General features: G+C 61.0%; 24 protein-coding genes and 1 tRNA gene. 12 read left to right on the top strand and 13 right to left on the bottom strand.

The genetic code is table 11. From position 1 onward, the window contains the following. Positions 1-16: 16 nt before the first annotated feature. Complete coding sequence (locus IEY38_RS15530; protein WP_188979272.1) at positions 17-862, top strand: hypothetical protein; 846 nt, start codon at positions 17-19, stop codon at positions 860-862. 381 nt (positions 863-1,243) lie between these two features. Beyond that, entirely contained in the window at positions 1,244-2,092 is an 849-nt protein-coding gene (locus tag IEY38_RS15525) for a toprim domain-containing protein (protein WP_188979270.1), read from the top strand. 2 nt (positions 2,093-2,094) lie between these two features. Here IEY38_RS15525 and IEY38_RS15520 read toward each other — a convergent pair whose 3' ends face one another. From IEY38_RS15520 to IEY38_RS15510, 3 genes are all read right to left on the bottom strand, one after another. Next, positions 2,095-2,379 carry a DNA-directed RNA polymerase subunit L gene (locus IEY38_RS15520; protein ID WP_137684216.1) on the bottom strand — a complete coding sequence of 95 codons (285 nt, stop codon included), beginning with the start codon at positions 2,377-2,379 and terminating at the stop codon, positions 2,095-2,097. A gap of 79 nt (positions 2,380-2,458) precedes the next feature. Beyond that, complete coding sequence (locus IEY38_RS15515; RefSeq protein ID WP_005538370.1) at positions 2,459-2,770, bottom strand: C2H2-type zinc finger protein; 312 nt, start codon at positions 2,768-2,770, stop codon at positions 2,459-2,461. After that, the gene (locus tag IEY38_RS15510; RefSeq protein WP_188979475.1) at positions 2,767-4,113 is read right to left on the bottom strand and encodes a hypothetical protein; all 1,347 of its coding nucleotides are present in this window, start codon (positions 4,111-4,113) and stop codon (positions 2,767-2,769) included. Before IEY38_RS15510 ends, IEY38_RS15515 begins: the two co-directional genes overlap by 4 nt. Positions 4,114-4,279: 166 nt before the next feature. Here IEY38_RS15510 and IEY38_RS15505 point away from each other — a divergent pair, with 166 nt between their 5' ends. The 4 genes from IEY38_RS15505 (at position 4,280) to IEY38_RS15490 (ending at position 7,326) form a co-directional block, all read left to right on the top strand. Continuing rightward, entirely contained in the window at positions 4,280-5,143 is an 864-nt protein-coding gene (locus IEY38_RS15505; RefSeq protein WP_188979268.1) for a cytochrome c oxidase subunit 3, read from the top strand. A gap of 42 nt (positions 5,144-5,185) precedes the next feature. Beyond that, positions 5,186-5,428 (top strand): DUF7385 family protein, encoded by a 243-nt coding sequence (locus IEY38_RS15500; RefSeq protein WP_188979265.1) that lies wholly within the window; start codon positions 5,186-5,188, stop codon positions 5,426-5,428. A gap of 54 nt (positions 5,429-5,482) precedes the next feature. Beyond that, positions 5,483-6,118 (top strand): PGF-CTERM sorting domain-containing protein, encoded by a 636-nt coding sequence (locus IEY38_RS15495; protein WP_188979264.1) that lies wholly within the window; start codon positions 5,483-5,485, stop codon positions 6,116-6,118. 167 nt (positions 6,119-6,285) lie between these two features. Beyond that, positions 6,286-7,326, top strand: a complete 1,041-nt coding sequence (locus IEY38_RS15490) for an NAD(P)-dependent alcohol dehydrogenase (protein WP_188979258.1) — start codon at positions 6,286-6,288, stop codon at positions 7,324-7,326. Between the two features lie 51 nt (positions 7,327-7,377). Here IEY38_RS15490 and IEY38_RS15485 read toward each other — a convergent pair whose 3' ends face one another. The 4 genes from IEY38_RS15485 to IEY38_RS15470 form a co-directional block, all read right to left on the bottom strand. Next, positions 7,378-7,683 carry a DUF7562 family protein gene (locus IEY38_RS15485; protein ID WP_188979256.1) on the bottom strand — a complete coding sequence of 102 codons (306 nt, stop codon included), beginning with the start codon at positions 7,681-7,683 and terminating at the stop codon, positions 7,378-7,380. 270 nt (positions 7,684-7,953) lie between these two features. After that, positions 7,954-8,027: transfer RNA gene (locus tag IEY38_RS15480), tRNA-Thr, on the bottom strand. A gap of 78 nt (positions 8,028-8,105) precedes the next feature. Continuing rightward, complete coding sequence (locus IEY38_RS15475; RefSeq protein WP_188979254.1) at positions 8,106-8,519, bottom strand: universal stress protein; 414 nt, start codon at positions 8,517-8,519, stop codon at positions 8,106-8,108. A gap of 87 nt (positions 8,520-8,606) precedes the next feature. Then, positions 8,607-9,587: a class I SAM-dependent methyltransferase gene (locus IEY38_RS15470; protein ID WP_188979251.1), complete on the bottom strand. Its 981-nt coding sequence runs from the start codon at positions 9,585-9,587 to the stop codon at positions 8,607-8,609. A gap of 75 nt (positions 9,588-9,662) precedes the next feature. On the opposite strand from IEY38_RS15470, the gene dph5 reads away from it, so the two are divergent. Beyond that, on the top strand, positions 9,663-10,442 hold the full coding sequence (gene dph5 / locus IEY38_RS15465; RefSeq protein ID WP_188979249.1) for a diphthine synthase: 780 nt from the start codon (positions 9,663-9,665) through the stop codon (positions 10,440-10,442). A 23-nt stretch (positions 10,443-10,465) separates the two neighbouring features. Here the strand turns inward: dph5 and artA are convergent, their stop codons facing one another. The 5 genes from artA to IEY38_RS15440 form a co-directional block, all read right to left on the bottom strand. Further along, positions 10,466-11,467: an archaeosortase A gene (gene artA / locus IEY38_RS15460; RefSeq protein ID WP_188979247.1), complete on the bottom strand. Its 1,002-nt coding sequence runs from the start codon at positions 11,465-11,467 to the stop codon at positions 10,466-10,468. A 147-nt stretch (positions 11,468-11,614) separates the two neighbouring features. After that, on the bottom strand, positions 11,615-14,599 hold the full coding sequence (locus tag IEY38_RS15455; protein ID WP_188979240.1) for a DUF7282 domain-containing protein: 2,985 nt from the start codon (positions 14,597-14,599) through the stop codon (positions 11,615-11,617). A gap of 431 nt (positions 14,600-15,030) precedes the next feature. Next, positions 15,031-15,783, bottom strand: a complete 753-nt coding sequence (locus tag IEY38_RS15450) for a VOC family protein (RefSeq protein WP_188979238.1) — start codon at positions 15,781-15,783, stop codon at positions 15,031-15,033. Between the two features lie 71 nt (positions 15,784-15,854). After that, on the bottom strand, positions 15,855-16,295 hold the full coding sequence (locus IEY38_RS15445; protein ID WP_188979235.1) for a TIGR04206 family protein: 441 nt from the start codon (positions 16,293-16,295) through the stop codon (positions 15,855-15,857). Positions 16,296-16,388: 93 nt separating this feature from the next. Then, positions 16,389-17,498 (bottom strand): OBG GTPase family GTP-binding protein, encoded by a 1,110-nt coding sequence (locus IEY38_RS15440; RefSeq protein ID WP_188979233.1) that lies wholly within the window; start codon positions 17,496-17,498, stop codon positions 16,389-16,391. Positions 17,499-17,657: 159 nt separating this feature from the next. Here IEY38_RS15440 and IEY38_RS15435 point away from each other — a divergent pair, with 159 nt between their 5' ends. From IEY38_RS15435 to rpl12p, 5 genes are all read left to right on the top strand, one after another. Continuing rightward, a complete protein-coding gene (locus IEY38_RS15435; protein ID WP_004591733.1) occupies positions 17,658-17,858 on the top strand; it encodes a VNG_1110C family protein in 201 nt (66 codons plus the stop codon). Positions 17,859-17,992: 134 nt separating this feature from the next. Continuing rightward, positions 17,993-18,481: a 50S ribosomal protein L11 gene (locus tag IEY38_RS15430; protein ID WP_004591731.1), complete on the top strand. Its 489-nt coding sequence runs from the start codon at positions 17,993-17,995 to the stop codon at positions 18,479-18,481. 238 nt (positions 18,482-18,719) lie between these two features. Then, entirely contained in the window at positions 18,720-19,358 is a 639-nt protein-coding gene (locus IEY38_RS15425; protein WP_188979231.1) for a 50S ribosomal protein L1, read from the top strand. A 1-nt stretch (position 19,359) separates the two neighbouring features. Next, positions 19,360-20,403 carry a 50S ribosomal protein L10 gene (locus IEY38_RS15420; RefSeq protein WP_188979229.1) on the top strand — a complete coding sequence of 348 codons (1,044 nt, stop codon included), beginning with the start codon at positions 19,360-19,362 and terminating at the stop codon, positions 20,401-20,403. A gap of 17 nt (positions 20,404-20,420) precedes the next feature. Then, on the top strand, positions 20,421-20,768 hold the full coding sequence (rpl12p, locus tag IEY38_RS15415) for a 50S ribosomal protein P1 (RefSeq protein WP_121535095.1): 348 nt from the start codon (positions 20,421-20,423) through the stop codon (positions 20,766-20,768). Positions 20,769-20,915: 147 nt separating this feature from the next. Here the strand turns inward: rpl12p and IEY38_RS15410 are convergent, their stop codons facing one another. Next, the gene (locus IEY38_RS15410) at positions 20,916-24,698 is read right to left on the bottom strand and encodes a DUF7289 family protein (RefSeq protein ID WP_188979228.1); all 3,783 of its coding nucleotides are present in this window, start codon (positions 24,696-24,698) and stop codon (positions 20,916-20,918) included. Between the last annotated feature and the right edge of the window lie 158 nt (positions 24,699-24,856).

Below are 24,856 nucleotides of genomic sequence, written 5' to 3'. Positions count from 1 at the left end.
CCACATAGGGCCGGTAATGAAATGGCGGTGTGAACGGTGCGAGAAGCCTCACGCGGAGAACAACCCGCCGTGTGACAACTGCGGCCACGGAAGCTTTGAGCGAGCGGTCGTTCCGATGGGGCCTGAGAGTACTGATGCCCAACGGACGCCCGAGTGGGCCTGCACAGAGTGTGGCCGACGCCACCAGAAACACTCGCCGCCGTGCAGCCGCTGTGGGAACGCTACTCTCCGGAAAGACACCCAGCACGCCGATGAGTTTGAGGACGTTGGGTCAACGGGCTGGCTCGACGTGCTGGAGGCAAAATACGTCGTCGGCTATCTCGTTACCGGGCTGTTTCTCGTGACAGTTCTCCTAGCAACTGCCGGTGTTATTAATCTCCCAGGGACCGCTGATGGCAATCCAAGGGTGGAAGACGTTCCCGGAAATGGCGCTACGGTGAACGGGCTGGATATCGACACCGTCGAGCGGCTGTACCTCGACCAGCTCAACGACCGCCGGGCCGCGAGTGGCTACGACCAGCTTGACCGGAGCCATCAACTCACCGAATTGGCCACGTTCCACAACAAACACGAGGTGAAGCAGGACTACGGTGATGGGAGCGGCACGACCGAGCGTCAACGCGAGGGGATCATCGGTGACGCCTGCACCGGTAAGTATTACCGCGCTGACTTTGCGTTCACCACTGATGAACTGGCGGCCAAGCACCCGGAGCCCTACCGGAACGAATCAGTTCTGGCCACTACGCTGGTGAGTGCATTCGTTGAGAACACCGAGGAGTTCTCGAACTATAGCCGGGGGGCGACCGGCGTCGATGTCCACGCAGTCAACGGTGAGATATATATCGCTCAGTTCTTGTGCTGAAGCGACTGTGATGCACATTTAGGGGCTAGAGGTGACCGCTGGACTACGGTTTGGGCGGCCCTACAGATTCCATCCGACTGTAACGCCATCACCGACTTAGGGTAGCAATATTAAATACCCACACCTGTCATTGTATCTGTATGACGCAGTTCTTCTGTCGCCTCGGTTGCCTCGATCTTCCCCGCGTCTCGGCGTGCGATATCGGTTCCCGCTGTCAACAGTCACACCCAGCCCAGCCTCTGGCAGCAGGTATCACCGGAGTCGAACGGCCCCGATGAGTCAGCCGATGACCGAGCGACCGTGGAGGAACACCGCCGGAGAACCGCAGCACTGTGGCCCGGCATCGGGCAGGTTTTATCCGCCCAACACGGAGACTCAACAATGAAATGGCGGTGTGAATGGTGTGGCAAACCCCACGAGGAGAACGACCCGCCGTGTGACAACTGCGGGCACGGCTCCTTCGAGGAGGCCGTGACGCAGGTCAACGAAGAGGTCGTCGAGGGCGGACCCAGGTGGGTCTGTCTAGACTGCGGTCGCCAGCACCAGAAGAACTCTCCACCGTGCAAACGCTGTGGCGGAAGCAACTTCGAGCGACGGACGGGGCCGCCGGAAGACGACCCGCTGGACGAAATAAAGACCGGCTGGCTGGACGTGCTCGAAACGAAGTACGTAATCGGCTACGCCGCCGTGGCACTGCTGCTCGGCCTCATCGTGCTCGCTGCTGTGGGCGGTATCACGCTGCCAGGCTTTGCCGCCGAAACCCCCACCGGCCCACCGTCGATCGCGTCCCCTGCCGGGAGCGGCGACACCGTCAACTCGCTCTCGCTCGCCGAGGTCGAGGACACATATGTCGACGTGTACAACGTCCGGCGGTCGGGCGTCGGCGGCGGAACGGTCTCGCGGAACGCGACCATAGACGACGCCGCGGCCTACTACAACAAGGGCCGCGTCGATGTGCGATACGACAACGCGGAGCGACCCACGCGAGAGGGGGTGTCTCGGTTCCCGCTCCCCTGTGACCGCCCAGTCGTGGTCAGCTACGAGGTGGCTTACGACCGAACGCCACAGTCACTCGGCCAGTTCCAGAACGAGACGGCGCTGGCGACCGCGCTCGTCGACAGTTACATCGAGCGGGGCAACAGGATCCAGAAGTCGGACGCCGGACTGATCGGTATCGATATCCACGTCGGCCCGGACGAACGGGTGTTCGTCACGTACGTCCTCTGCTAGGATTACGCGGCGGCTTCGAACGCGTCGGTGAAACTGTCCGCTTTCTCGATGACGGCATCAGTCCCGTCTTCGAGGGCTTCGAGCGCGTCGACGCCCTCTTCGGTTTTGATAGTCAGCACCGGGTCGGTCTGACCACCGGACTGTTCCGGGTTCACGTCGTAGGTCGCCGCCGTGACGCCATCTGTCTCCAGCAGTGCCCCCTTGATGACGTTCATGAACGTGTGGTCCTCACCGGCGATTTCGATAGAGAGTTCCGTATCGGATTTGTCGATAACGCGAAGGTCCATACCAACTCTTTGGTCACCTGCGACCCATCAACGCTTCGCTTCCTGTCCGCTGTGTCGGTGACGCCGTGAAACCCGGGAACTACACGAGCGCGTACACCATCAGGAAGCCGAAGTAGATGAGTACGAGCGCGCCCAGTGCCTGGAGTCGGAAGGTCGAAAGCGACTCTTCCTCCTCGTCGTGGGCTGCCCGGAAGGCCTCGACCTCCTCGTCGTCGAGTTCGCTGGGGTGGGCCAGGCCACGGTGGAGCGCGAGCCATGATTCGCGGGCGAACGGCCGGCCGCAATACGAACACCGGTAGGCCGTGGCGTCGGCCGGGACATCGTAGACTGCTTCCTCGTCGGTATCTGTCGCTGCCGTATCGGCTACTGGTTGGGTTGCTGTGTCAGTCATAGATGCGGAAGTGCCACCTCCGGCTGGGAGACGACCCAGAGGCTCGTCATCGTGTAGAACACCATAACCGCGATGAAAGGGTACTGCGACCGAATCGCCTGCAGTCGCGCGGGAAACAGATCGTATGCGGCGGCGTGGGCCACCCAGATGGCGACCAGGTGGCCAATGATGACCGACGCGAGTGCGATCGCACCGAACCACTCCGGTAGTTCGATGGTCGGCACTACTGCCGGGTCCGCGAACGGCGACGTGAGCGCGACGGCCAGCGAGGGTGCGAGTACGAGGAAGTACCCAAGGTAGTGCGCGAAGTGGTAGCCGACGGCGATAGCGACGAGCGGCGGCGCGAACCGCTGTGCGAGAACCGCCGGGGCCAGATACGTCTCCGACATATCCCGAGAGAGCCGGACCGCGAGTCGATACACGCCGAGGAAGCCGGCGAACCCGACGGCGAGCGCGACTGGATACAGGAGATGCGGCGGGACGCCGGCGTCGACGATCGGCGTCGTCAGGTCGCGCCAGGCCGGCGTCGTCACCAGCCCGTCGTACGTCGTGACCCACAGTAGAGCGACCACGAAGGCGACTTCGTCAGGCCCATCGACCAGCCGGGGCGTCGAGAGGTCCATACCGGGGAGCCGAAGCCGGAGCCCATCCTCGTCGCGGCCGATGGGCGCAAAGCGACCGTAGTAGCGGAACACCCGCTCCACTGGGTCGGCGTGAGTGAACCAGTCCTCAGGTCCAAACACAAGCGCTCCTACAAGCGTCAGCACGGTGTATCCGGCGACGACCGACGCGAGCAGTCGCGGCTGGTCGGCGAGCGGGCTGACGACTTCCAGCCACACCAGCACGAGCAGGCCGCCGACGGCGGGCCACGACCCGATGCGGGTCGGGTAACTGCGGTCGAGCGTCGGGAGAAGTCGGGCGAGGGTCTTGAACGGATTGAGCGTCGCCCAGCTGTTCCCCACGAGGTACGTCGTCATCGCCAGCCCGGCCCACCAGCCGACCCAGACGAGCAGTATCGCGAGGTTCGTTCGCGCGTTCGTCGGTCCGAGGAAGCCGACAACGAACACCGCGGCGAGTCCGGCGAGCCCAACGAGTTGGCCGGCGAACTTCAGAACGCGCTCGTAGTCGCCTGATAGCGGCCGCCCCCAGTCGTGGATGCGCTCGACGAATGTGCGGTCGGTGACGAACGACGCCAGCAGGAACGACGCGCCGACGGCCGCACCACCGGTACTCAGGAACAGCCACGTCGGTATCGTCAGCGACTCGCGGCCGCCGCCGGCGAGACTACCGCCGTGTGCGCTCGCCGTCCCAGTCGCGGCCAGCCAGCCCAGCCCACACACCACCAGCGCGACCGTACGACGCCTCCCAGATGTCATCGTCGGCAGTTGGGTCTTCGCCCCCGTGTAGCTTCCGGGATGTCGGCGAGTCACCCGTCGGACCGGGCTGGCGGCGGCACAGTCCGCAGGGAATTGGATGGGCTTTTAGTATTCCGTTCGCAAGGGCCATAGTATGAGTGTCTCCGATGAACACGCGGACGACGGGCACGGGGAACACCACCTCCCGGCGACGGAGGACTGGCCCCACGGGTTCGGCGAGGCCAGCTGGTGGCCCTTTGTGACGGCGATCGGTGGTTCGGGCATCTACGTCAGCGCGGCCCTGCTCGTGCTCTCGATCGGCGAGAACGCACTTGTCAGCCAGACGGTCGGGGCGGGAGCAATGGCCGGGAGCGTCGGCCTCTTCCTCGTCGGCATCTACGGCTGGCTGTACCACGCCTTCGTCTCGGACTTCTGGGAGCGCGGGACGGACTACCACTCGGATAAGACGCTGAAGTTCGCGATGCTCCTGTTCCTCGGGAGCGAAATCGCCACCTTCGGCGCTGGCTTCGTCTACTACTTCATCGTGCGTGGCGGCGAGGTCTGGACACAGGCGGCAGTGCCCGAGGTGTTCGGCTCGCTGGTGATAATCAACACGCTGATTCTGGTCGTCAGCTCGGTGACGCTACACTATAGTCACATCGCGCTCCGGAACGGGAACCGGAGCCGGTTCGTGAAACTGCTGGGCACGACGCTGCTGCTGGGAATCGTCTTCATCGGTGGGCAGGTGTACGAGTACTACGAGTTCATCGTCCACGAGGGCTTCACAGTCGGTGGCGGCATCTACAGCTCCGCGTTCTACGGCCTGACGGGACTCCACGGGCTCCACGTCACGATGGGGGCCGTCCTTCTGGGTATCGTCTTCACCCGCGCGTACTACGGTCAGTACTCGGCTGAACGGCATACCTCCGTCTCGACGGCGTCGATGTACTGGCACTTCGTCGACATCGTCTGGATCTTCCTCGTCGTCGTGCTCTACATGGGCGCGAATCTGGTGTAGATCGCCGACGAGTTTTAGACAGCCGCCGCTCGTTTCACACGCATGGACCAGCTAGACGTCAGCGGGAGCTTCGACGTACACGAGTACCGACACGGGCTCAAGTTGCTGAAAGACGACCGCGGGACGATGACGCTGTCGAACCGCAAGGGGTTCGCCTGTCCGGCCTGTGGCAACGAGTTCGAGACGCTCTTTATCAGCGAAAAGCGGACGAGCACCTTCGGAGATCCCGGGTCGCCCTTCTGTCTGGTTCGGACTGATGACCAGCTACTGGTCCTGACACATTGAGCCGTATCGGCCCCGGTAACAAGGCTTATCCCACCTGACCCGATTCGGTGAGGTATGAATCGGATTGTCCCTGCGATCGGTCTCGCTGCCCTCGTCATCCTCTCCGGCTGTGTGACGGCGACAGTTGACTCAACAGTGGCTGCCGACGGCACAGTTTCGGAGTACGACCTGACTCTCGAAATGTCCCCGTCGGTGTACGACGGCCTTCAGAGTCAGGCCCAGCAGGAGGGCCATGACTCGGTTGAAGGGTATCTTCTGGCTGACGTGAACACCAGCCGGATGTCGAACCACACGTACGAGCAAGAGCTGGAGGGGGAAAACGTCACACTCTCGATGACATTCACGGACTGGAACCCCGGCCCGGAAAGCGACGTGTCGGTCAACGCTAGCGAGGGCAACGTCACGTACGAAGACCGGACGTTCGTCACTGCGAACGAGGATACCGACGTTGCCTTCGGCGATGGCGTCGCGGTCGAGTACCGACTGACGATGCCCGCCGACGTCTCGTCCTCGAACGCTGATATCGTTCAAAACGAGACCGCTGTCTGGGAGTACGCAGCTGACGAACCGGTCGAGGAACCGATCCGCGCGACCAGCCCTGCACCGTCGTCAGCCTTCGGCCCCGGAATGGGGATTCCCGTCGCAGTCGTGGCGCTGCTCGGGGCCGCACTGCTGGCCAGTCGGGACTGAGTAGCTGCAAGCGTCACCGCACGCACTGTTCTTTGTACCTGGGGTCAGCGTCTACAGACGCTGGCCGGGTGGCTATTACTCTTCCAGACAGTGATACGAGCGATACCGCTAATATATCTGATATTTTATAATGCGGGTTTATTGTCGTTTCGTCCGGATACAGGACGATGCGCGCAGCCAGACTCCATGAGTACACGCACGACATGTCGGACGGGCTCTCGATAGACGACGTAGATGCGCCACAGGTCGCATCCGGAGATGATGTCATCGTCGAAGTCGAGGGGGCCGGCTGGTGCCAGACTGACAACCACATCATCGAGGGGATGTGGGAGCAGTACGTCCCGCAGGACCTCCCAATGACACTGGGCCACGAGAACGCCGGGACAGTAATTGAGACGGGCGATGACGTTGACATCGTCGCCGAGGGCGACCAGGTCATCTGTCACCCGGTCCAGACCTGTGGCACCTGCCGGCCGTGCCGGCAAGGGGAAACGATGTACTGCGAGAACGACGCGTTCAACGGCCTGACGACGGACGGCGGCTTCGCCGACCAGTTACTGACCAGCGACCGGTCGGTCATCCCGCTGCCGGAGGGTGTCGACCCGGCCGACATCGCCCCGCACGCCGACGCCGGCATCACGGCCTACCATGCGGCGAAGAAGGCCGTCGACGGGCTCAATCCGGGCGACACCGCCGTGGTCATCGGCATCGGCGGCCTCGGCCACATCGGCCTCCAGTGTCTCGACGCCATGTGTGCCGCCGACCTCGTCGCCGTCGACATCAAGCAGTCCGCCCGCGATCTCGCTGACGACCTCGGCGCACACTACACCATCAACCCCGAAAGGGAAGATGTCGCCAGCGAGGTCGAGGCCATCAGCGACGGCGTGGGTGCCGCCCAGGTACTCGATTTCGTCGGGGCCGACGAGACGACGGCACTCGCACCCGATATCTGTGCCGCCGGCGGCGACCACCACATCATCGGCTACGGCGGCCACATCCACGAGCCCGCACAGGCGCTCGTCAACGGCGAGTTCGCCTATCAGGGCAACATCGTCGGTCAGTACACCGAACTTCAGGAACTGGTCGCGCTCGTCGAGCGCGGTGCGGTCGACCTCCACACGACCCAGTACGACCTCGGCGAGGTGAACACTGTCGCACAGATGCTGGAAGACCGGGAAATCGAGGGCCGAGCGGTTATTACGCCCTGAACCGCCTGTGGTGCGGTGTCGTATCGCCGGACAGAACACTCCTCTTCCGGCTCAGTGACCGTCAGCGCGGGTTTGCTCCGCTTCGTCGGCCAAGTCGTGATAGCGTCTGAGGAACACGTCTCGGTTCACGGACCCGGCACCGGCCGCTTCGAGCCGATCTTCCAGCCCGGTGCGGTCGAAGTGACAGTACTCCCGATAGCAGGGCTTGCACAAGTACTCGAAGGATTTGTCGTCACGGTCCCAGCGGTTGCCGTACTTGTCGTATTCTCTGGCGTCAGACCGGGCAACTGTGTCTCCACATGCGATGCAGCAGACCTCTTCATCGCCGTCGCGGTGCCAGGCGTTTCTGAAATCCATCAGAACCACACCCCGTCTGACTGCCCGTACGTGTGTCCGTTAGACCGCTCTCCCGGGCACACAGCAGTACACGCCGGCAGTCTGTCCTGTGTGATCATCGTTTACAGACGGAAATTCTATCCAGAAGGTCGTCGCCATATCGCCTCGCTGGTGAGGGTCATTTTTATCCATCCTGTGAGGGACCGCTAGGCCATCGACGCAGGACCGACGGCTGCTGGTAGACGAATCTCAGTATGAGAAAGACCTGTCAGAATGATGCTGGAAAGAAGAAGCCGGTGGAGGGATTTGAACCCTCGGCCTAATCCTTACGAAGGATTCGCTCTGCCAGTCTGAGCTACACCGGCGCGTCGCCCGCGTACATCAGTTGTTGGACGCATAACCGCAATAAGGATTGCGAATCGGGGCCACCGAGGGAGACGTTCTCACTCCGTTCGAGACCCGACGACGGTAACCGGGTCGTCCGCCTCGAGCAGGACCTGTTGGGAGACGCTCCCGAACACGGCCTTGCCGGTCGGCGACCGCTTTCTGGAGCCCATGACGATCTGGTCGATATCGAACTCTTCGGCCAGCTCGATGATGCCATCAGCCGGCGGCTGCTGGCCCTCGGCCAGTTGGACATCGACGTCGTGGTCTTCGAGGTAGTCACGCACGAGTCTGACTGTCGAGATCCGCTCGACGTTGCGTATCTCCTCGGGTGCTTCTGCCTCTTCCTTGGTCAGTGCGTGTGTGATCACGGCCTCGATCTCGGTCTCAGCAGACGGTAGCTCCGCGACGAAGGCGGCCTGGCCGCGAGCACGGTCTTCGTCGGCGTCGACAGGGACAAGTATCGTGTACATGTTTTTATCCTCCTATATACAAGCGTCCGACTTCCTCGTCGTTAAGCAGTTCGGTCCCCGTGCCGGTGATAACAATAATTGTTCGTTTCAGCGCGTCAGTCGAACGTCGAGAACGACGTTGTGTTCCTTCGGAGCATACGACCGGACAGTGTGGCGCGTTTCGACCGTCACGTCGTAGGCCGGCTCCGCAGCCGCCCGGATCGCTCGCTCGCCGGGCCCGAACAGGTCATTCTCGTGCTGAATGTCGTAGTAATGCAGAACGCACTCGTCGGCCGCTAGGCGGACGGCGGTCTCCAGAAACTCGTCGGCGCTGTGGGGCAGGTTCATCACGACGCGGTCAGCCCAGCCCTCGTACTCGCCGGCGACCTCGCGTACGTCGCCGCAGATGCCGGTCACGCGGTTGGAGACGCCGTTCCGTTCCGCGTTCGCCCGGAGGTACTCGATCGCCGTCTCGTTGATGTCCGTTCCGACGCAGGTCGCCCCGCGTTTGGCGAACGGAATCACGAACGGACCGACGCCGGCGAACATGTCGAAGGCACGCTCGTCTTCGTTGACCTGCTCGCTGACGCGATGGCGTTCCGTCGCTAGCCGCGGCGAGAAGTACACCTCGGCGAGGTCAAGGTCGAAGGTACAGCCGTACTCTCGGTGGGTGACTTCTGTCCCGTCGCCAGCGAGTACGTCCCAGTCTCGGACCCGCTGCTCACCCTTGACCTTCGACGCGCGGTTCAGCACCGCTCGCACGGGCAGATCAGAATCTATGATCGCATCGGCAATCGCTTGCGCCCGCTCGTCGTCGTCGTCGTCGACAATCGCGACGTCACCGATGCGCTCGTAACTCGGATCGAAGTCGAGGGCGTCCGCCGGCATCGTCTGGCCCTCCCGGACCGGTGGGTCTGCCTCCACGACGGTAAGGTCCGACGGCACCGCTGTGGAGTCGGTGACAGGCACGTACAGCTGGCCGTCAGCGACCGTGATGTCGTAGCCGTCGTCGACGAGGTTTGCCTCTGCGAGGCGCTGGCGCGTCTCTTCGCCGGCCTCACGGGGAACGCGAACGCAGGGAACGCCCATACTTCGTCTCCCAGACCGTGGGCGGTAAGCCTGACGCTTCGCGCCCTTTATGTCCGGCGGCGACCCACTCCGGATATGCTCACTTTCGTCGGACTGGGCCTCTACGACGAGCGCTCAGTCACGGTTGCGGGCCGCGACGCCATCCGGGATGCCAACCGGGTGTTCGCCGAGTTCTACACGAGTCGGCTGATCGGGACTGATATCGAAACGCTCGAGTCGTCGCTGGGGACGAGTATCGAAGTCAGGGACCGAGCCGGCATCGAACAGGACCCGGAACCGATTCTTGAAGCCGCTGAGCGCGAAAACGTCGTCTTCTGTACCGCCGGGGATACGATGGTCTCGACGACACACACCGACCTCCGACTCCGTGCCGAGGACCGCGGTATCGAAACCCGAATCGTCCACGGGACGACCGCCCAGACCGCCGCCGGCTCGCTGACCGGCCTGCAGAACTACCGCTTCGGGAAGGCCACGACGCTCCCATTCGAGGATGCCCACGGCGGTGACGGTGTTCCAGACAGCGTCGTCGCTACTATCGAGGGCAATCGAGACCGAGACCTGCACACGCTGGTCTACCTCGACATCAAGGTCGACGACCCCCACTGGGACGACAGCGACGACACGTACATGACCGCCAGCAAGGCCGCCGCTATGCTATCCGAGCCGTTCCCGGACACACTCGGCGTCGTCGTGGCCAGAGCCGGCAGCCCGGACCCGCTGGTGGTCGCTGACACGCTTGATGAACTAGCTACGCAGACGTTCGGCGACCCGCTACACCTGCTCGTCATTCCCGGGTCGCTCCACCCGCTCGAAGCGGACGTACTGGAGTCGCTTGCTGGAGCAGCACTCGAATAACGGCCGTCGCCTCACGGCGCAGTTCAGTCGTCACCGGGCGTTGCAGGACCCGACTCCGACTGGTTCTTTTCGAACGCCGTTCCGAGGTCGTACTCGGTTCCGGTCACCAGAAACAGGAGGTCCTCAATAATAACGGTGAGCTCCGGTAGCTCTCGCATCAGCACCCACGTCAGCCCAACAAGGACGATAACGGAGCCGAACTGCGCCAGCATCCGGTCGACGATGTAGTAGGACACGAGCTGTGCGTCGCTAAGGCCGAACAGTGCCATGACCGTCTCCGGGAAGAACTGCGCCTTCTGGAGGCCAAACGCCAGCGCGATCCCGAGGTTCCGAAGGAGATTCAGTACGTAGATGATGCCGACAGCCCCGAGCAGCACACGGAGCTTCCGTCGCCACGGAGCTTTGACTGCCAGTATTCCGCCAGCGAAAATGGAGATGCTGCCGATACCTGTACAGGCCAAAATGATAGTGTATGTTATCGGACGCTCGTGTTCACCGAACCAGAACGTGTTTTCGTAGGGGTACTGCTTCGACGTGATATCGATCCCGTTGTGTGAGAGCCCGCCAACTACTGTCGGTTCGTACCCGGTGAGCGTCATAAGAAAGGCGACCTGATCGGTGACGGCCTCGATGATTGTCTGGCGGAGCGGCCCGGTGGTGAGGAAGGGCACATAGATGACGCCCATGATACCGATGGCACGGGTCAACACCAGCAGCGATTCCCGGCCGTTCCAGAGTAAATAGCCGGTGTACAGCGACAGTGGGACGGCGATGACGCTCCCCAGGCCCTCAACGACGCTCTTCTGTATCAGAATGAAATGCGGAGCCAGGGCGAGCCAGTACACTGCGAACAGCCCCCAGCCGACCGTTGCGACTGGACGGGCCAGTCGCTCGTCATACTGGGCGACAGCCACACTTCCCAGAAACGCCGCAAGAACGAGCCACATCAGCGGCTCCGAGACCGTGACCGGGTCGAACGACAGTCCAGCGATATCGACGCCTGCTTGCAGGACTGTCTCACTCATTGCTCGTACGTTAGCCAAACCGGCCTATATGTTTTGTCGTTGCGCTACTGTGCGGTGTCGTCGTCAGACCGACTTATCGGCAGTGCCGCCGCTACCCACGTAACGCGCAAAAGAAAGAACGGTGTTCAGGGACCGGAGGTAATCCGGTTAGTTGTCGCGTCGGACGGCGAGGAGTACAGCAGCGACGAGCGCGATGAGCGCGAGGGCTGCCGTGAAGCCGGGACCGGTCTGTTCCGTGGTCTCGACTTCGTCAGTTCCGGAGTCCATGGTGGTGGTCTCCTCAGTCTGCTCCTCGGTTTCGGTTTCCGTGTCCGGCGCTTCGGTTTCGGTTTCCGTGTCCGGCGCTTCGGTCTGCTCCTCGACGATAGTCACGTTCGCACTGTCCGTCACGGCAGAGCCGTTCTGGCTGTACGGACTGTCATCGCCGGGGAAGTCGTATGCTTCGTTACCGTTGGTGTCGCGGTGCGGCATCGCGACCGCGGTGAAGTCCTCGTCCATCGGCTCGTCGAGCGTGATCGTGACGTCCTCGTGGCTGCCTGCCCCGAGGTACTCGGAGTTGCCGACGACGTCGCCGGATGCGTTACCGGCGTGGATAGCGATGAAGCCACCATCGGACAGCTGTGCGCTGTCGACGACGACTTCGCTACCGGTGGATTCCTGGTCGCTGATGCTCACACTGGCCGTACCAGCTTCGATGATGCGGCCGTCTTCCTCGTCGGTGAACTCGGCGTCACCGTCGACATCGAGCGTTTCAGCGGTGAAGTTCGCCCCAGCGGAGTAGTCGCTGAAGTCAGCCGTTGCAGTGTACGTGCCATCCGTGGCGACGTCCACTTCCGGACGGATGACGAACGGATTCGCTTCACTCTCGGACTCCATTTCGACTTCGAGCTCGGTGCCGGGTGCGACGTTCGTCGTCCCGGTCACTTCCTGCCCAGCGGCAGCTGAAACCGTGACGAAACCGTCGTCGTCAAGGTCAAGCGTGGCGTCACGCTCGGAGGTAGTGTAGATGGCGCTGGCAGTCTTACCATCGTCGTCAGAGAGTGTGCCCTCTCTGATTGCGAAGGTGGCGTTGATGCGCGTGTCCTCGTCGATGGAGACACTGTCGTCCTCGTTATCGCTATCGTCAGTGATCTTCTCCTTCGTGATCGTCTTGTCGTTCGTGAACTCAACGTCGCTTGTGTCGACAGCGACGAAGTAGGTGTTGTTGTCCGCGTCTTCAACGACAGTGAGAGCGTCCTCGCTGTCCTCGAAGTCGATCGGCTGCGGGTCCGCGTTCGCACCAACGTCGGTGCGGTTGGCGTAGAACGTCAGACCAGCATCGGTCTTTTCACCACCAGTGACGCCGGTTCCGTAGCCGTACCGGTCACCGTTGGTCTGACCATCGGTGTCAACAGCATCTAGGAACGCTGCTGTCTCGTCACTAGCGGTTCCATCTTCCTGTTCGTATTCGAGTACACCCTCGAGACCGGAGGCCTGAATCTCGTGGACGACAACGTCATCTGCTGCGACGTCGTCGGACTGCGTGAGGTTCACACCGATGCGGTCGTAGACATCGATATCATCGTCGTCGATCTCTGCATCGCTTGGTGCGGCCCACGTCTGGACGCCCTCAACGGAGTTCTCGTTGAGTCGGAGCGTTCCAGCCGAGTCCGGGTCATCGATCTCATCGATATCCGTCGTAGCGGTCACGTTCATCGAGTAGGACCCTGCTTCGAGGACATCGGTCGAGAGGTCAGCGTTATCGTCGCTGTCGAGCCTGTCGAAGCTACCCTCTTCGGTGAGGACATCGATGTCATCGTCACCAGGCACGCTGAGGACCGTGTTACTGTCTCCGCTGCCGAGACTCTCTTCGTTAGCACTGGAGGTCCCAGCGGTGTAGCTGTTGAACTGGACAGTAACTTCGCCGTCACCGTCTTCGTCTTCGACCTGACCGATGATGGCGTAGTTGTCGTCGTTCGTGCTACCGACGCTGATAATTCCGTCTTCGGTGTTGTCGAGCTGGACCGTGATGTTAGCGACGTCACCGACTTCGTCCCGCACGGTTGAGCTTTCGAAGCTCGCGTCACCGTCTTCGGAGTCGGAGACGTTGATAAGGTCGGATTCAGCCGTGACACCGGTCTGCTGGTCCGTCACTTCAACGTAGTACGGACTGTCACTGTCGCTCACGCTACCGAAGTTGAAGACGACGTTATCGTTGCTCTTCAGGGTCTTGAACTGTGGGTTATCGATATTGTCGTCAAGCTCGGCGACCTTGTCGTCGTCTTCGTTGAAGAGCGTCGCGTTGGCTTCCTCGCCACCACGGTTGATGGACACGTTGACTGCAAGGGTGTCCGAGTTGTCGATGTTGGCACCGTCACCAACGTCGTCGTCAATGTTGACCTGCATGTCGAGGTCACTCACAGTGAACGAGTTCTGCTTCCGGTCGTCAACCGAAATGTTGTACGACTGGCCGGTGTCGAGGTCTTTCGTTTTGACGACGTACACCTCGCTGTTCTCATCGTAGTTGTCAGACGTGACAAGTCCACCGTCATCGTCCTCAACTTCGATGGATGAGATTCCTTGGTCGTTCGGATCGAGACCACCGTCTTTCTCAACGGCAATCACTTCACCGCGGAAGACGTTCGTATCTCCGCTGTAGTATTCGGCGTTGGTACTAGCGGAAGCGTCGCCTGAATCTGTCGTGGTGAACGTCTTAGACGTCACGTCGATGTCTTCTTCGACGAGCGTCTCGTCGTTGTCACCGTCCTCAGCAGGGATGCCAGTCAGCTTGACGGTGAGGTTCTCGCTCGGTTTGATATCTTCGTTCAGACCGATAACGATTCGACCATCAGCACCACCAGTTACGGAGGCTTTGAGGTCATTATCCTCGCTGGTCTGTGCCGGGTTCTGACCGTCGAGGTAAAGCTGGACATCTTCACTGTCTATATCACTGTCCAGCCCGCTGCTCAGTGCAACTTCAACCTGAGAGGGGTTACTACTACTTGTCCCGGAACTATACTCTACGGCCTGATCAATATCCACGTTTGCGGCGGCGGCTGCGCCACCGGAGAACGCGATGGTCCCGGCGAATACCGAGAAGACCATCAGCGCCGTGAGGAACAGGCTTCTGATTTTTTCGTTTGTATCTGTCATAGTTTGCGTTTGCTATCGGGCGACCCCAGCAGTTTTCCGCGTGGTCGGAACGTGGTCACCGCGACCACGCATAGACCGGACCGGCGTACTCACTTCTGGCGCCATGGGTAGGGGTACAGTCTAAATGATAGGTGTCTGTTGTAAATGTTTTGTGGTAAGAAAATCTGGTTGTCATGAACATTCAAGTCTAGGGACACTATCAGTGGTGATTAGATGTGGTATAAGGGGATCGTAGGTCTAGAACAGGATCGTCATTCGAGCGTCTGACGGCCCAGATGTACATATTCGAGCTGATCTCATTGGACTGAGAAACCAGGGCTACACAGACCCTGACTGCTGGCTCAGAAACGACTCCGCGGAAGGATCATCTTCTGATCGCTACTGCGTGAGAATAGAGGTGGTGTGAGAGCAGCCACTTCCGGCCAGTGCCGTCAGTTCGTCACGATTTCGATTTCGCGGCCGTCGGGGTCTTTGGTGAACGCATAGCGGTCGTCACAGCTCTCGGGGTTGCGGTAGTCCTCGGCGTGGCGCCCCATCAGCGTCTCCCACGCGCCGTGGAGGTCATCAGTCTGGACCGCGAGATGTCCCCATGCATCGCCGAGTTCGTAGGACCGACCGTCGTAGTTGTAGGTGAGTTCGACCGACATCGCCTCGTCGGGGGCGTCCTCGGGTTTGAGGAAGTACAGCGCGAAATCATCGAACTCCTCGCGTCGGAACAGGTCGTAGTCGAGCTTCCGGGTGTACCAGCCGATAGCCTGTTCAGCGTCTTCGACACGGATCATGGTGTGGTCGAGGGACCACTTCGCGCCGTGGTCCCGCTCGACGATTTCAATCTCGTGGCCGTCGGGATCCGTGACGAAGGCGTATGAGCCGCCACAGGAGTCCGGGTCGCGGTAGTCCTCGACGCCGGCGTCCATCAGCTCGTCGTAGGCCTCGTACACGTCGTCACAGCGGACGGCGATGTGCCCCCACGCGTCGCCCATCGTGTACGAGCGCCCGTCGTGGTTATACGTCAGTTCGAGCAATGCGCCCTCGTCGTGGACATCCTCCGGACCGAGGAAGACGTTGGTGAAGGTGTCGGCCTCCCAGCGGCCCTTCTCCTCGTAATCGAGGTGTGTCGTGTACCAGTCCAGCGAGGCGTCCAGATCCTCGACGCGCATCATCGTATGATCGAGTGACCACATACGCGGCATGTGGTCCGAGCGAGCGAAAAGGCTACCGCCACAGGCGGTTCCGTCCGGATTCGATACCGCGGTCACTGCGTCGATGTGTCGGCCCGGATGGCCGGTAGATAGTACCACCAGACCACGATAAGCAGGACGAGGGAACCGACCGGGACAGCCACGTAGTTGAGCCGTCTGTTGAATCCCAGAAACACGGGCAACTGAGTCAGACCTGCACCCGCGAGTGCGAGGGCAGTGAGCCGAACGTCCTCACGCCAGACGACACCGGCGACGGCGCTGGCCAGGGCAAAGGCATACAGCAGGACACCCGAACCCCACGACTCGATGAACTGCGGGAGGGCGTCGGTAAGCCGAACGAAGTAGCTGTAGACCGAGAGGAGGTCCGGCGGGTTTGTGTTGAACAGGCCAAAGGAGAAGACGAGCGTCAGGTCCGTCCCGACTACCACCACTGTCCAGGGGACGAGGCCAGCAACGACGACGGCAACAAGACGGCGTCGGGGACCACGATCCATATCTGGTCGCAGGGCTCCACACGCATGAACGCATCTACTCCAGCGCCCTTCGAGGTTTGAGATCACGTGTGCGCGCGAGCCAGCGCGCGACACCTATCGGTTGGCGACGATCCGCAGAATATCCTCGTCCGCGAGCTCGTGGTCGCGCCCGACCTGTTGTTCGTCGTGCTTGGCACTCGGGCCGGTCACACGAGCGAACCGGAACCGCTCGTCGAAGCTCCCACCGAGCTTCTCGCAGGCGTCGTCGACGGTATCGCCCTCGCGGAGTATCAGCGGTTCCTCGCGGTCGACACCACGGCCCGGCTTGTCCATGTAGATCCGGATCAGGCCGAGTTCATCCCAGATACGCTCGGTGAGGCTATCCAACCCTTTTTGCTCCTCGGCGCTGATGAAGATCGCTTCCTCGGGGTCGATGTCCCGCTCTCGGAGTTCGTCTTCGACTTTCGGGAGGTAGTCTGGCTCGATGAGATCGGCCTTGTTGACGGCGACAAGAGACGGCAGGTAGACGCGATTGTCCATCACCCCGTCGATGAGCTGGTCGATGTCGATCTGCTCGCCGATGGTCACGTCGGCGTTGACGTAGCCGTGTTCGCGCAAGACAGCTTTGACCGTCTCGTCGTCGAGTTCGACGCCGGTGGCCGTGTTGACCGAGATCCCGTCCTTGCCCTTCTTCCGGACGTTGACCCACGGCGGGTCCTGGTCGAGTCGGATCTTGTTCTTGTACAGCTCTTCGCTGAGTCGGTCGTACTGGTCGATCTCGAAGACGGAGATGAGGAAGACGATGAGGTCCGCGGTCCGGACGACGGACAGCACTTCCTTGCCACCACCGCGGCCGCCGGCAGCGCCCTCGATGAGACCCGGGACGTCGAGAATCTGAATGTTCGCCCCCTTGTGCTTGAGCATCCCCGGATAGACGTCGAGCGTGGTGAACTCGTATGCACCGGTCTCGGACTCGGCGTTTGTGAGGGCGTTCAGCAGCGTCGACTTTCCGACGCTGGGGAACCCGACGAGCGCGACGGTCGCGTCACCGTGTTTCTCGACGCCGTAGCCACCGCCGCCGCCCGAGGAGGCCTGTTGTTCGAGTTTCTCTTTTTTCTCCGCGAGCTTGGACTTCAGCCGACCGATATGGGCCTCTGTAGACTTGTTGTAGGGAGTGCTTGCGATTTCGTCTTCGAGTTCCTGAATCTCCTCTTCGAGCCCCATTAGATGTATGTCGGCCCCTCGCACCGAATAAGGCTTTCCTCCCTCGCCGACGCCGCCACATCGACACGGGATAACGGGGCCGTTCTGCCGTTCGAAATGGTCAAACAATGCTCATGTAATTCGACACACCTATAGGGTATCCTGCGTCATGTGTCGATAATGGGAGCGGCGAGTCGGTTCCGCGACAGCACGCAGATACTGTTGCCAGTCGGTGCGCTCGACGGGATTCGCGAGGAGTTGGAACAACGGTTCACTGTGAGCGTTCATCAAGAGGGTGAACAGGTTCGGATAATCGGCTCCCCGGTCGAAATCAAAGACGCGAGTGATTTCCTTGCACGGCATGGCGTGACGTTCGCCTGAGGCGGCGGGGAACCTATTCTTTGGTGCGCTGGTAGTCCCGATATTGCGTCCAAAGAGTGTTCGTGCGTGCGGGAGCCTCACGCAGCGATCCGTGAAACGCAATCCTTTAAACTGCCGCGAGGATTCCACTATGTATGGCTGGAACTATCGAAGTCCTCGTTCCCGGTGGGGAGGCCAACCCTGGCCCGCCACTCGGTCCGGAACTCGGCCCGACACCGGTGGACGTGCAGGCAGTCGTACAGGAGATCAACGACCAGACGGCAGCGTTCGACGGCACCGAAGTCCCCGTCACTGTCGAGTACGACGACGACGGCTCCTTCGAGATCGAAGTCGGTGTCCCGCCGACGGCCGAACTCATCAAGGACGAGGCTGGCTTCGAGACCGGCAGCGGCGAGCCTCAGGAAGACTTCGTCGCTGACCTCTCCGTCGATCAGGTCAAGCAGATCGCCGAGCAGAAGCATCCCGACCTGCTCTCCTACGACCTGAAGAACGCCGCAAAGGAAGTCGTCGGAACGTGCACCTCCCTCGGTGTCACCATCGAAGGCGAGAACCCACGCGAGTTCAAGGAACGCATCGACGCGGGCGAGTACGACGACGTGTTCGCGGCCGAAGCACAGGCGTAAGTCGGACCGCCGTGCGACTGGCGTGTGTTTTCCCTTGCTTTCGACACTACTGAGCCACTGCACTGTCGGCTAGACCCCCGTCAACGGCTGGTCCCTGCGAACCGGAAACACGCCTGTCAGCGGTCCTTGGGCTGGTTCGACGGGTTTAAGTGTCGCATTGGCGTCTACCCGCACGAGACAGGCATCCGCCTGTTTCACTGACCCGTAGAAGCCGATTGGCGTACTACGGAGGTGAACAATGGCAGATCAGGAAATAGAGAACGCAGTCTCGCGCGCACTCGAGGACGCACCTGAGCGGAACTTCCGCGAAACGGTCGACCTCGCTGTGAACCTGCGCGACTTAGATCTTAACGACCCGTCGAACCGCGTCGACGAGTCCGTCGTGCTTCCTGCTGGCACCGGTCAGGAGACCACTATTGTGGTCTTCGCCGAGGGCGAAACCGCCCTCCGTGCCGAGGAAGTCGCAGACGACGTACTCGACGAGGACGAACTCGAGGAACTGGGTGGCGACGACGACGCCGCCAAGGACCTCGCCGATGACACTGACTTCTTCATTGCGGAGAAGGATCTGATGCAGGACATCGGTCGCTACCTCGGGACCGTCCTCGGTCCGCGTGGGAAGATGCCGGAACCGCTCGACCCCGACGACGACGTCGTCGAGGTCATCGAACGCATGAAAAACACCGTGCAGCTCCGCAGCGGGGAACGGCGAACGTTCCACACGCGGGTCGGCGCGGAGGACATGTCCGCCGAAAACATCTCGGACAATGTCGACGTTATCCTCCGCCGTCTGCACGCGGACCTCGAGAAGGGCCCGCTCAACATCGACAGCGTCTACGTGAAGACGACGATGGGGCCTGCGATGGAGGTTGCCTGATATGAGCGCCGAATCCGAACGCAAGACGGAAACTATCCCCGAGTGGAAGCAGGAAGAGGTCGACGCCATCGTGGACATGATCGAGTCCTACGAGAGCGTCGGCGTCGTCAACATCGCCGGGATCCCGTCCCGCCAGCTGCAGGACATGCGACGCGACCTGCACGGGACTGCCGAGCTTCGCGTCTCCCGGAACACGCTCCTCGAGCGTGCGCTCGACGAAGTCGACGACGGACTCGAAGACCTCAACAGCTACATCACCGGGCAGGTCGGGCTCATCGGGACCGACGACAACCCGTTCTCGCTGTTTCAGGAACTCGAGGCCTCCAAGACGCCCGCACCCATCGGTGCCGGCGAAGTGGCCCCGAACGACATCGTGATTCCGGAAGGCGACACGGGCGTCGACCCCGGTCCGTTCGTCGGCGAACTCCAGAGCGTGGGTGCCGACGCACGCATTCAGGAAGGCTCCATTCAGGTCCTTTCCGACTCGACGGTGCTTGACACCGGCGAGGAAGTCTCTCAGGAACTCGCAAACGTTCTGAACGAACTCGGTATCGAACCGAAGGAGGTCGGTCTCGACCTTCGCGCCGTCTTCGCCGACGGCGTGCTGTTCGAACCCGAGGAACTGGAACTCGACGTCGACGAGTACCGGAGCGACATCCAGGCGGCTGCCGGCCGAGCGTTCAATCTCTCGGTCAACGCCGACTACCCGACTGCGACGACGGCCCCGACGATGCTCCAGTCCGCTCGTGGCAACGCCAAGAGCCTCGCGCTCCAGGCGGCCATCGAGGACCCCGAGGTCGTGCCTGACCTCGTGAGCAAGGCTGACGCACAGGTCCGTGCGCTCGCCTCGCAGATCGACGACGAAGAGGCGCTCCCGGAAGAGCTCCAAGGCGTCGAGGCCGACGTGGCGACAGAGGAACCGACTGACGACCAAGACGAGGACACCGCATCCGAGGACGACGCGGACGCCGACGACACGGCCGAGGAGGCCGACGAGGACGACGATGATGGCGACGCCGGCGACGCACTCGGAGAGATGTTCTAACAACACACACTACAACAATGGAATACGTATACGCTGCACTCATCCTGAACGAATCGGGCGAAGAAATCAACGAAGCCAACCTCACTGACGTGCTCGACGCCGCGGGCGTCGACGTCGAGGAATCCCGCGTTAAGGCCCTCGTCGCCGCCCTCGAGGACGTCGACATCGAGGAGGCCGTCGACCAGGCCGCTGCGGCACCGGTGCCGGCAAGCGGTGGTGCGGCCGCACCCGCAGAGGGTGACGCTGACGAGGCCGACGAGGCCGACGAGGAAGCCGAAGAAGAGGCTGCCGACGACGGCGGCGACGACGATGACGACGAAGACGACGAGGCAAGCGGTGAGGGCCTCGGCGAACTCTTCGGTTAATTCGGTTCAACACAGCTCAGTTTTTCTTTGCGTGCGCTTGACCGGTGAGAGCCACCGCTGGCGTTCGAATCCTGAAAACCGCCGTAGTGCCTTGTCCGTGAACTGCTGAACGAACGAGCGACTGCAGAAGGATGCCGCTGCGACTGTTTAGCTACCGAGTGTCACCGTGTCTGAGTCGACCGTAACCGGTGAGTCGTTTCCGGTCGCCCCGGTTTCGTCGACGTTCTTGAGATATATTTCGCCCGTCGCGGTATCGGCCTCGGTGCCGCTCGCTGTCTCGTCGTACACGGTCACCTCATAGGTGTAGTAACCGGGGTCGAGATCGACGTCGTAGCCCGCCCACGCGGGGTACGGATCGGTATTGGTCAGGTCGCCGCTCCCGACAGTGACCATCTTGGAGCCTGCGAAGGCGGTCGACCCGTCGCTTTTGTTCTTGATTGTGAGGTTCACTTCCCGCTCGTCGCCGACGGTTCCGTTATTGCGCACCTCTACAGTCATCCGCTGTGCGTCGCCGCGACGCTCGATTAGCTCTGAGGTGTTGTAGGTCTCCGCGCCAATGTTCACCGACTGCGTGTCGTTGACCACAACGTTCGACTCCCCAACAAAGAACGACTGCTCCGGGGATGTGGAGTTCGACGTTTCGACGTAGTAGGTGTAGTTACCGCGGCTAGACGGCAGATCGAGCGTAAACTGCCGTGTTTCACCGGGCAATAGTATCGTCGACATCGTTTCTGAGTCGATAGTGGTGAACGACGGACTCGCATCGTCTTTGTTTTTCGCACGGAGGGCAACGGTATCTGTGCCAGCCTGGCCACCGACGTTGGTGATGTTGACGGTCGCAGTCGCGGTGTCGTCGCTGTCGATGACGCTCTGTCCGCGGACTGAGTCGACCTGCATGAAGTGCTCTGATGTATCGCCAACGCGGACGTTCCCGCCTGCCTGCTTCTGTGAGCCGGCAATAGAGACCGTGTATGGATACTCTCCAGGTGGTTTTGAACTAGTCGGAAGCGTGAACGTGACGGTCTCGGTCTCACCGGGTTCAATTGTCGCCGACTTCGTCCCGGAACTGTTGCCATCGAAGCTACTTTTTAGAGTAACTTCACCGCTCTTCCCGCCGACGTTTATTACTTCAGCCGTCAGCGTCGCGTCGGTGGTCTCATCAACTTTGCTTGGGGTGACGTCGGCATCGATGAACTCGTACTCCGGACCCGTCTGTACGTCTTTTTCGATCGCATTGACTGTGAACAGGACAACGGCGTCGTTATAGTCCGGGTCACCGCCATTCGCCGCGTTGGCTGGGTCTGCGTTCTCTTTTGAGAGTTCATACAGGAAAGCGCGCTCCCCATCGCCAAGCTGGAGATACCCCGTGTCGTTCACACGGTTGCCGAGCGTGTCCCGAATGTCTCGCTGGTACCACTGTGCCTGCTCAAATGCCGGGAGTTCGTCGCCGTCGTTCAAAATGACGAGGTTCTGCTGGTTCTGTGTCTGACTGACAGTGGTCGTGTCATATATATCCCAATCGCTACAGTACGCTGTATCATAATTCTCATCTGCAAGTCTGATTAAGGGGTCGGTCAAGGTATATCCGTCACAGCCATAGGCTGTTGCGAAGACTGAAACCTCCGTCCCGGGCTCGAACGAATCGGAGTAGTAGTACGGGTTCTCGTGCTCGTCAGAGACGAGGCGTTGCTCCGCGTGTGGGCCGTTGATGTCGCCGTTCTCGTACCATCGCCAGAGTCCGATCGACTGCTGGTTGGACCCGTTGTCGACATATAACGACATCTGTACGGGTGCGTGGAAGATGTACGAGTCCTCCGAGTTGAACCCCTCTAGATCCGCACCCTTCAGCTCAACCGAGGCATTGACGGACTGCTGGATCGTGATTGTCGAGCCGTTCCCTTCGAGCAGCGAGTCCGGCTGGACGTACAGCGTCGCCTGTCGCGACCGGTTCGCCGTTGAGAACGTTAGCAAGTACTTGCCGGGCTTTCCAGACGCTGTGACAGTCCGATTGAGCGTGACGCTTTTTCCGGGGGCGAGCCGTTCGTCCTCCGCAATGTGAGTCGTTCCGTTATACTCGACACGCAGTGTCTGTTTCCCTTCCGTGCCGCCAGTGTTCGCGACAGTGAACTCGACGGTCGTCTGGTTGTTCGGCGTAACGGGGTTCTGGACGTCCGCAGCAGTGATCTCGAACAGCGGTGGGGGCGAGGAACCGACGACGAAGGACCCTGTCTGAGTGTCGTCCGGTGTATCGACAACATAGACATAATGCTGTGGTGACCCGACTGTTATCGGGTTACTGGTCACTGAAGCAGTCCCCGACTCGGTTCCCCGACGCGTACCGTTGAGCGTGAGCGTCGTTTTCTGTGACGCAACAACGCTGCCAGACGTTGCGTTCTCGATACGGACTTCGACGTCGGTGGATTTCCGAATGTCACCGGTGTTTTCCACCGTCGCTTCGACGGTCGCCGTATCCCCACTCTGCAATCCACCCGGCGGCGAGACAGACGAAACTTCAAAGACACCTGCGTCACCGACGATGAAGTAGTGGCCGTCATCGGTGTGCTGCGAATATAAGTCATCCCCTGTCTCGACTTCTAGATCGTACGTCCCGTTCTCCGAAGTCGGCAGCGACGGACCGAAGTCGATGGTTCGGCTCTCTCCCGGATCAACCAGCACGCTTCGCGTCGCGCGTACCGTCCCGTTGACGCGGAAGGTAACCTCCTGATCTGCGGTCATTTGCCCGGTGTTCGTGACCGTGACCGGGGCCGCTGGGACCTGGTTCAGTCGTGCTGTTGCCGGAATCGAATTGCCAGTGACGTCCAGCGACGGCGTTCCGTGGGGGGACGCATACTTGATGATTTTGTAGTCTTCGTCCTGCTTTGACTCCACAGTGAAGTTGTGTGGCTTCGCAGTCGAGACGCTCAGCGACCGACTCACAGTGGTCGATTCGCCGCCGGCGAGGGGTACTCTCTCGTCCACCTCGCTTGGTGACCCCGACTGGTTGTGCTTCAGCGTGATGTCTTGCGTACCTTCCAGGCCCCCGGTGTTACGGACCGTCGCTGTTACCTCCGCCTTTCCGGGGTCTGACGGAACCGGCTTGACCGTGACATCCTCGACTTTGAACTTCGGGTTCGTCACATCGCCGAGTGCAAAGCGTATGTGAACGGTCTCTCCCGGCTTGACAGACGCCGGGGCCACCGTAACATACTGATCATCGTAGGTACTCCGTGCCCAGTCCGCCCAGGCGCGGGAATAGCTACTGTTTTGGATAGTCAGTGTGGCGTTGGCGACCTGCGACGGAGTACACTCATAGCTGGGTGACGAAATTGAGCCGGTTCGTGCGTCCTCGTAGGACGCGTCAGTGAACAGGGCCATCTGCAGTGCCGCTTCGTGAGACCGCTTGGCCGTCGCGTTCGACTGAATCGCAACTGAACTCCCCTCGATCTGCTGCCCGGAGATATTCGCGAACGAGACCGACAGCGCCCCGTTGTCGTAGTTCACTGCTGGGGGCGACGACATCGTCGCACCCGACTCGGTCATCCGCCAGACACCCCCGCCCTGGTAGCCGACCTGTTGGCCGTTCTCTTGATACCGAATCGTCTGCAACGATCGGTTCCCCGTTGAACAGGCCGAGCGGCCGTTCAGCGTCAGATTGTATGCCGCGTCGTCAGAGACGGCGACATCAGACCGAACCCGGTCGGGAATCTTGATTGACTCATTCGTAGCCGACCGCTGGAAGCTCTGATCAACCGACAGCAGCACCTCCTCAGCGAGCTCGACATTCGCATCGTCGTTGATATCTCCGATCGTCTGCTGCCCCACTTGAACGATCAGTACAGCACCGATAATGACTGCACTTGCCAACAACACCACACCCAGAACGTGCGATACACCCCGGTCTCCAGCCCCCCGGCTGCCCCACTCGAACATATCCAATTACATACCAACTATTGCACATAAGTGTACTGTTTCAATCTAATTAATGATAGCTCAATCAGGGCCGCCGACTTTGAACAGCATCTACTCAGTCCCAAACCAGCACGACTCCCACTATAGACGATTGGTTCCGTTACGTCTGTATTGTGTTC

The sequence above is a fragment of the Haloarcula sebkhae genome (assembly GCF_014647415.1).
Lineage (GTDB): Archaea > Halobacteriota > Halobacteria > Halobacteriales > Haloarculaceae > Haloarcula > Haloarcula sebkhae.
The sequence above is the reverse complement of the archived record's forward strand: the minus strand, read 5'-3'. Positions and strand labels throughout refer to the sequence as shown.

Bases quoted from the DNA above. Each gene is read 5' to 3' on its own strand.
- IEY38_RS15530 (WP_188979272.1), top strand. From the start codon at position 17: ATGAAATGGCGGTGTGAACGGTGCGAGAAGCCTCACGCGGAGAACAAC.
- IEY38_RS15525 (WP_188979270.1), top strand. From the start codon at position 1,244: ATGAAATGGCGGTGTGAATGGTGTGGCAAACCCCACGAGGAGAACGAC.
- IEY38_RS15520 (WP_137684216.1), bottom strand. From the start codon at position 2,379: ATGGACCTTCGCGTTATCGACAAATCCGATACGGAACTCTCTATCGAA.
- IEY38_RS15515 (WP_005538370.1), bottom strand. From the start codon at position 2,770: ATGACTGACACAGCAACCCAACCAGTAGCCGATACGGCAGCGACAGAT.
- IEY38_RS15505 (WP_188979268.1), top strand. From the start codon at position 4,280: ATGAGTGTCTCCGATGAACACGCGGACGACGGGCACGGGGAACACCAC.
- IEY38_RS15500 (WP_188979265.1), top strand. From the start codon at position 5,186: ATGGACCAGCTAGACGTCAGCGGGAGCTTCGACGTACACGAGTACCGA.
- IEY38_RS15495 (WP_188979264.1), top strand. From the start codon at position 5,483: ATGAATCGGATTGTCCCTGCGATCGGTCTCGCTGCCCTCGTCATCCTC.
- IEY38_RS15490 (WP_188979258.1), top strand. From the start codon at position 6,286: ATGCGCGCAGCCAGACTCCATGAGTACACGCACGACATGTCGGACGGG.
- IEY38_RS15485 (WP_188979256.1), bottom strand. From the start codon at position 7,683: ATGGATTTCAGAAACGCCTGGCACCGCGACGGCGATGAAGAGGTCTGC.
- IEY38_RS15475 (WP_188979254.1), bottom strand. From the start codon at position 8,519: ATGTACACGATACTTGTCCCTGTCGACGCCGACGAAGACCGTGCTCGC.
- IEY38_RS15470 (WP_188979251.1), bottom strand. From the start codon at position 9,587: ATGGGCGTTCCCTGCGTTCGCGTTCCCCGTGAGGCCGGCGAAGAGACG.
- dph5 (WP_188979249.1), top strand. From the start codon at position 9,663: ATGCTCACTTTCGTCGGACTGGGCCTCTACGACGAGCGCTCAGTCACG.
- artA (WP_188979247.1), bottom strand. From the start codon at position 11,467: ATGAGTGAGACAGTCCTGCAAGCAGGCGTCGATATCGCTGGACTGTCG.
- IEY38_RS15455 (WP_188979240.1), bottom strand. From the start codon at position 14,599: ATGACAGATACAAACGAAAAAATCAGAAGCCTGTTCCTCACGGCGCTG.
- IEY38_RS15450 (WP_188979238.1), bottom strand. From the start codon at position 15,783: ATGTGGTCACTCGATCATACGATGATGCGCGTCGAGGATCTGGACGCC.
- IEY38_RS15445 (WP_188979235.1), bottom strand. From the start codon at position 16,295: ATGGATCGTGGTCCCCGACGCCGTCTTGTTGCCGTCGTCGTTGCTGGC.
- IEY38_RS15440 (WP_188979233.1), bottom strand. From the start codon at position 17,498: ATGGGGCTCGAAGAGGAGATTCAGGAACTCGAAGACGAAATCGCAAGC.
- IEY38_RS15435 (WP_004591733.1), top strand. From the start codon at position 17,658: ATGGGAGCGGCGAGTCGGTTCCGCGACAGCACGCAGATACTGTTGCCA.
- IEY38_RS15430 (WP_004591731.1), top strand. From the start codon at position 17,993: ATGGCTGGAACTATCGAAGTCCTCGTTCCCGGTGGGGAGGCCAACCCT.
- IEY38_RS15425 (WP_188979231.1), top strand. From the start codon at position 18,720: ATGGCAGATCAGGAAATAGAGAACGCAGTCTCGCGCGCACTCGAGGAC.
- IEY38_RS15420 (WP_188979229.1), top strand. From the start codon at position 19,360: ATGAGCGCCGAATCCGAACGCAAGACGGAAACTATCCCCGAGTGGAAG.
- rpl12p (WP_121535095.1), top strand. From the start codon at position 20,421: ATGGAATACGTATACGCTGCACTCATCCTGAACGAATCGGGCGAAGAA.
- IEY38_RS15410 (WP_188979228.1), bottom strand. From the start codon at position 24,698: ATGTTCGAGTGGGGCAGCCGGGGGGCTGGAGACCGGGGTGTATCGCAC.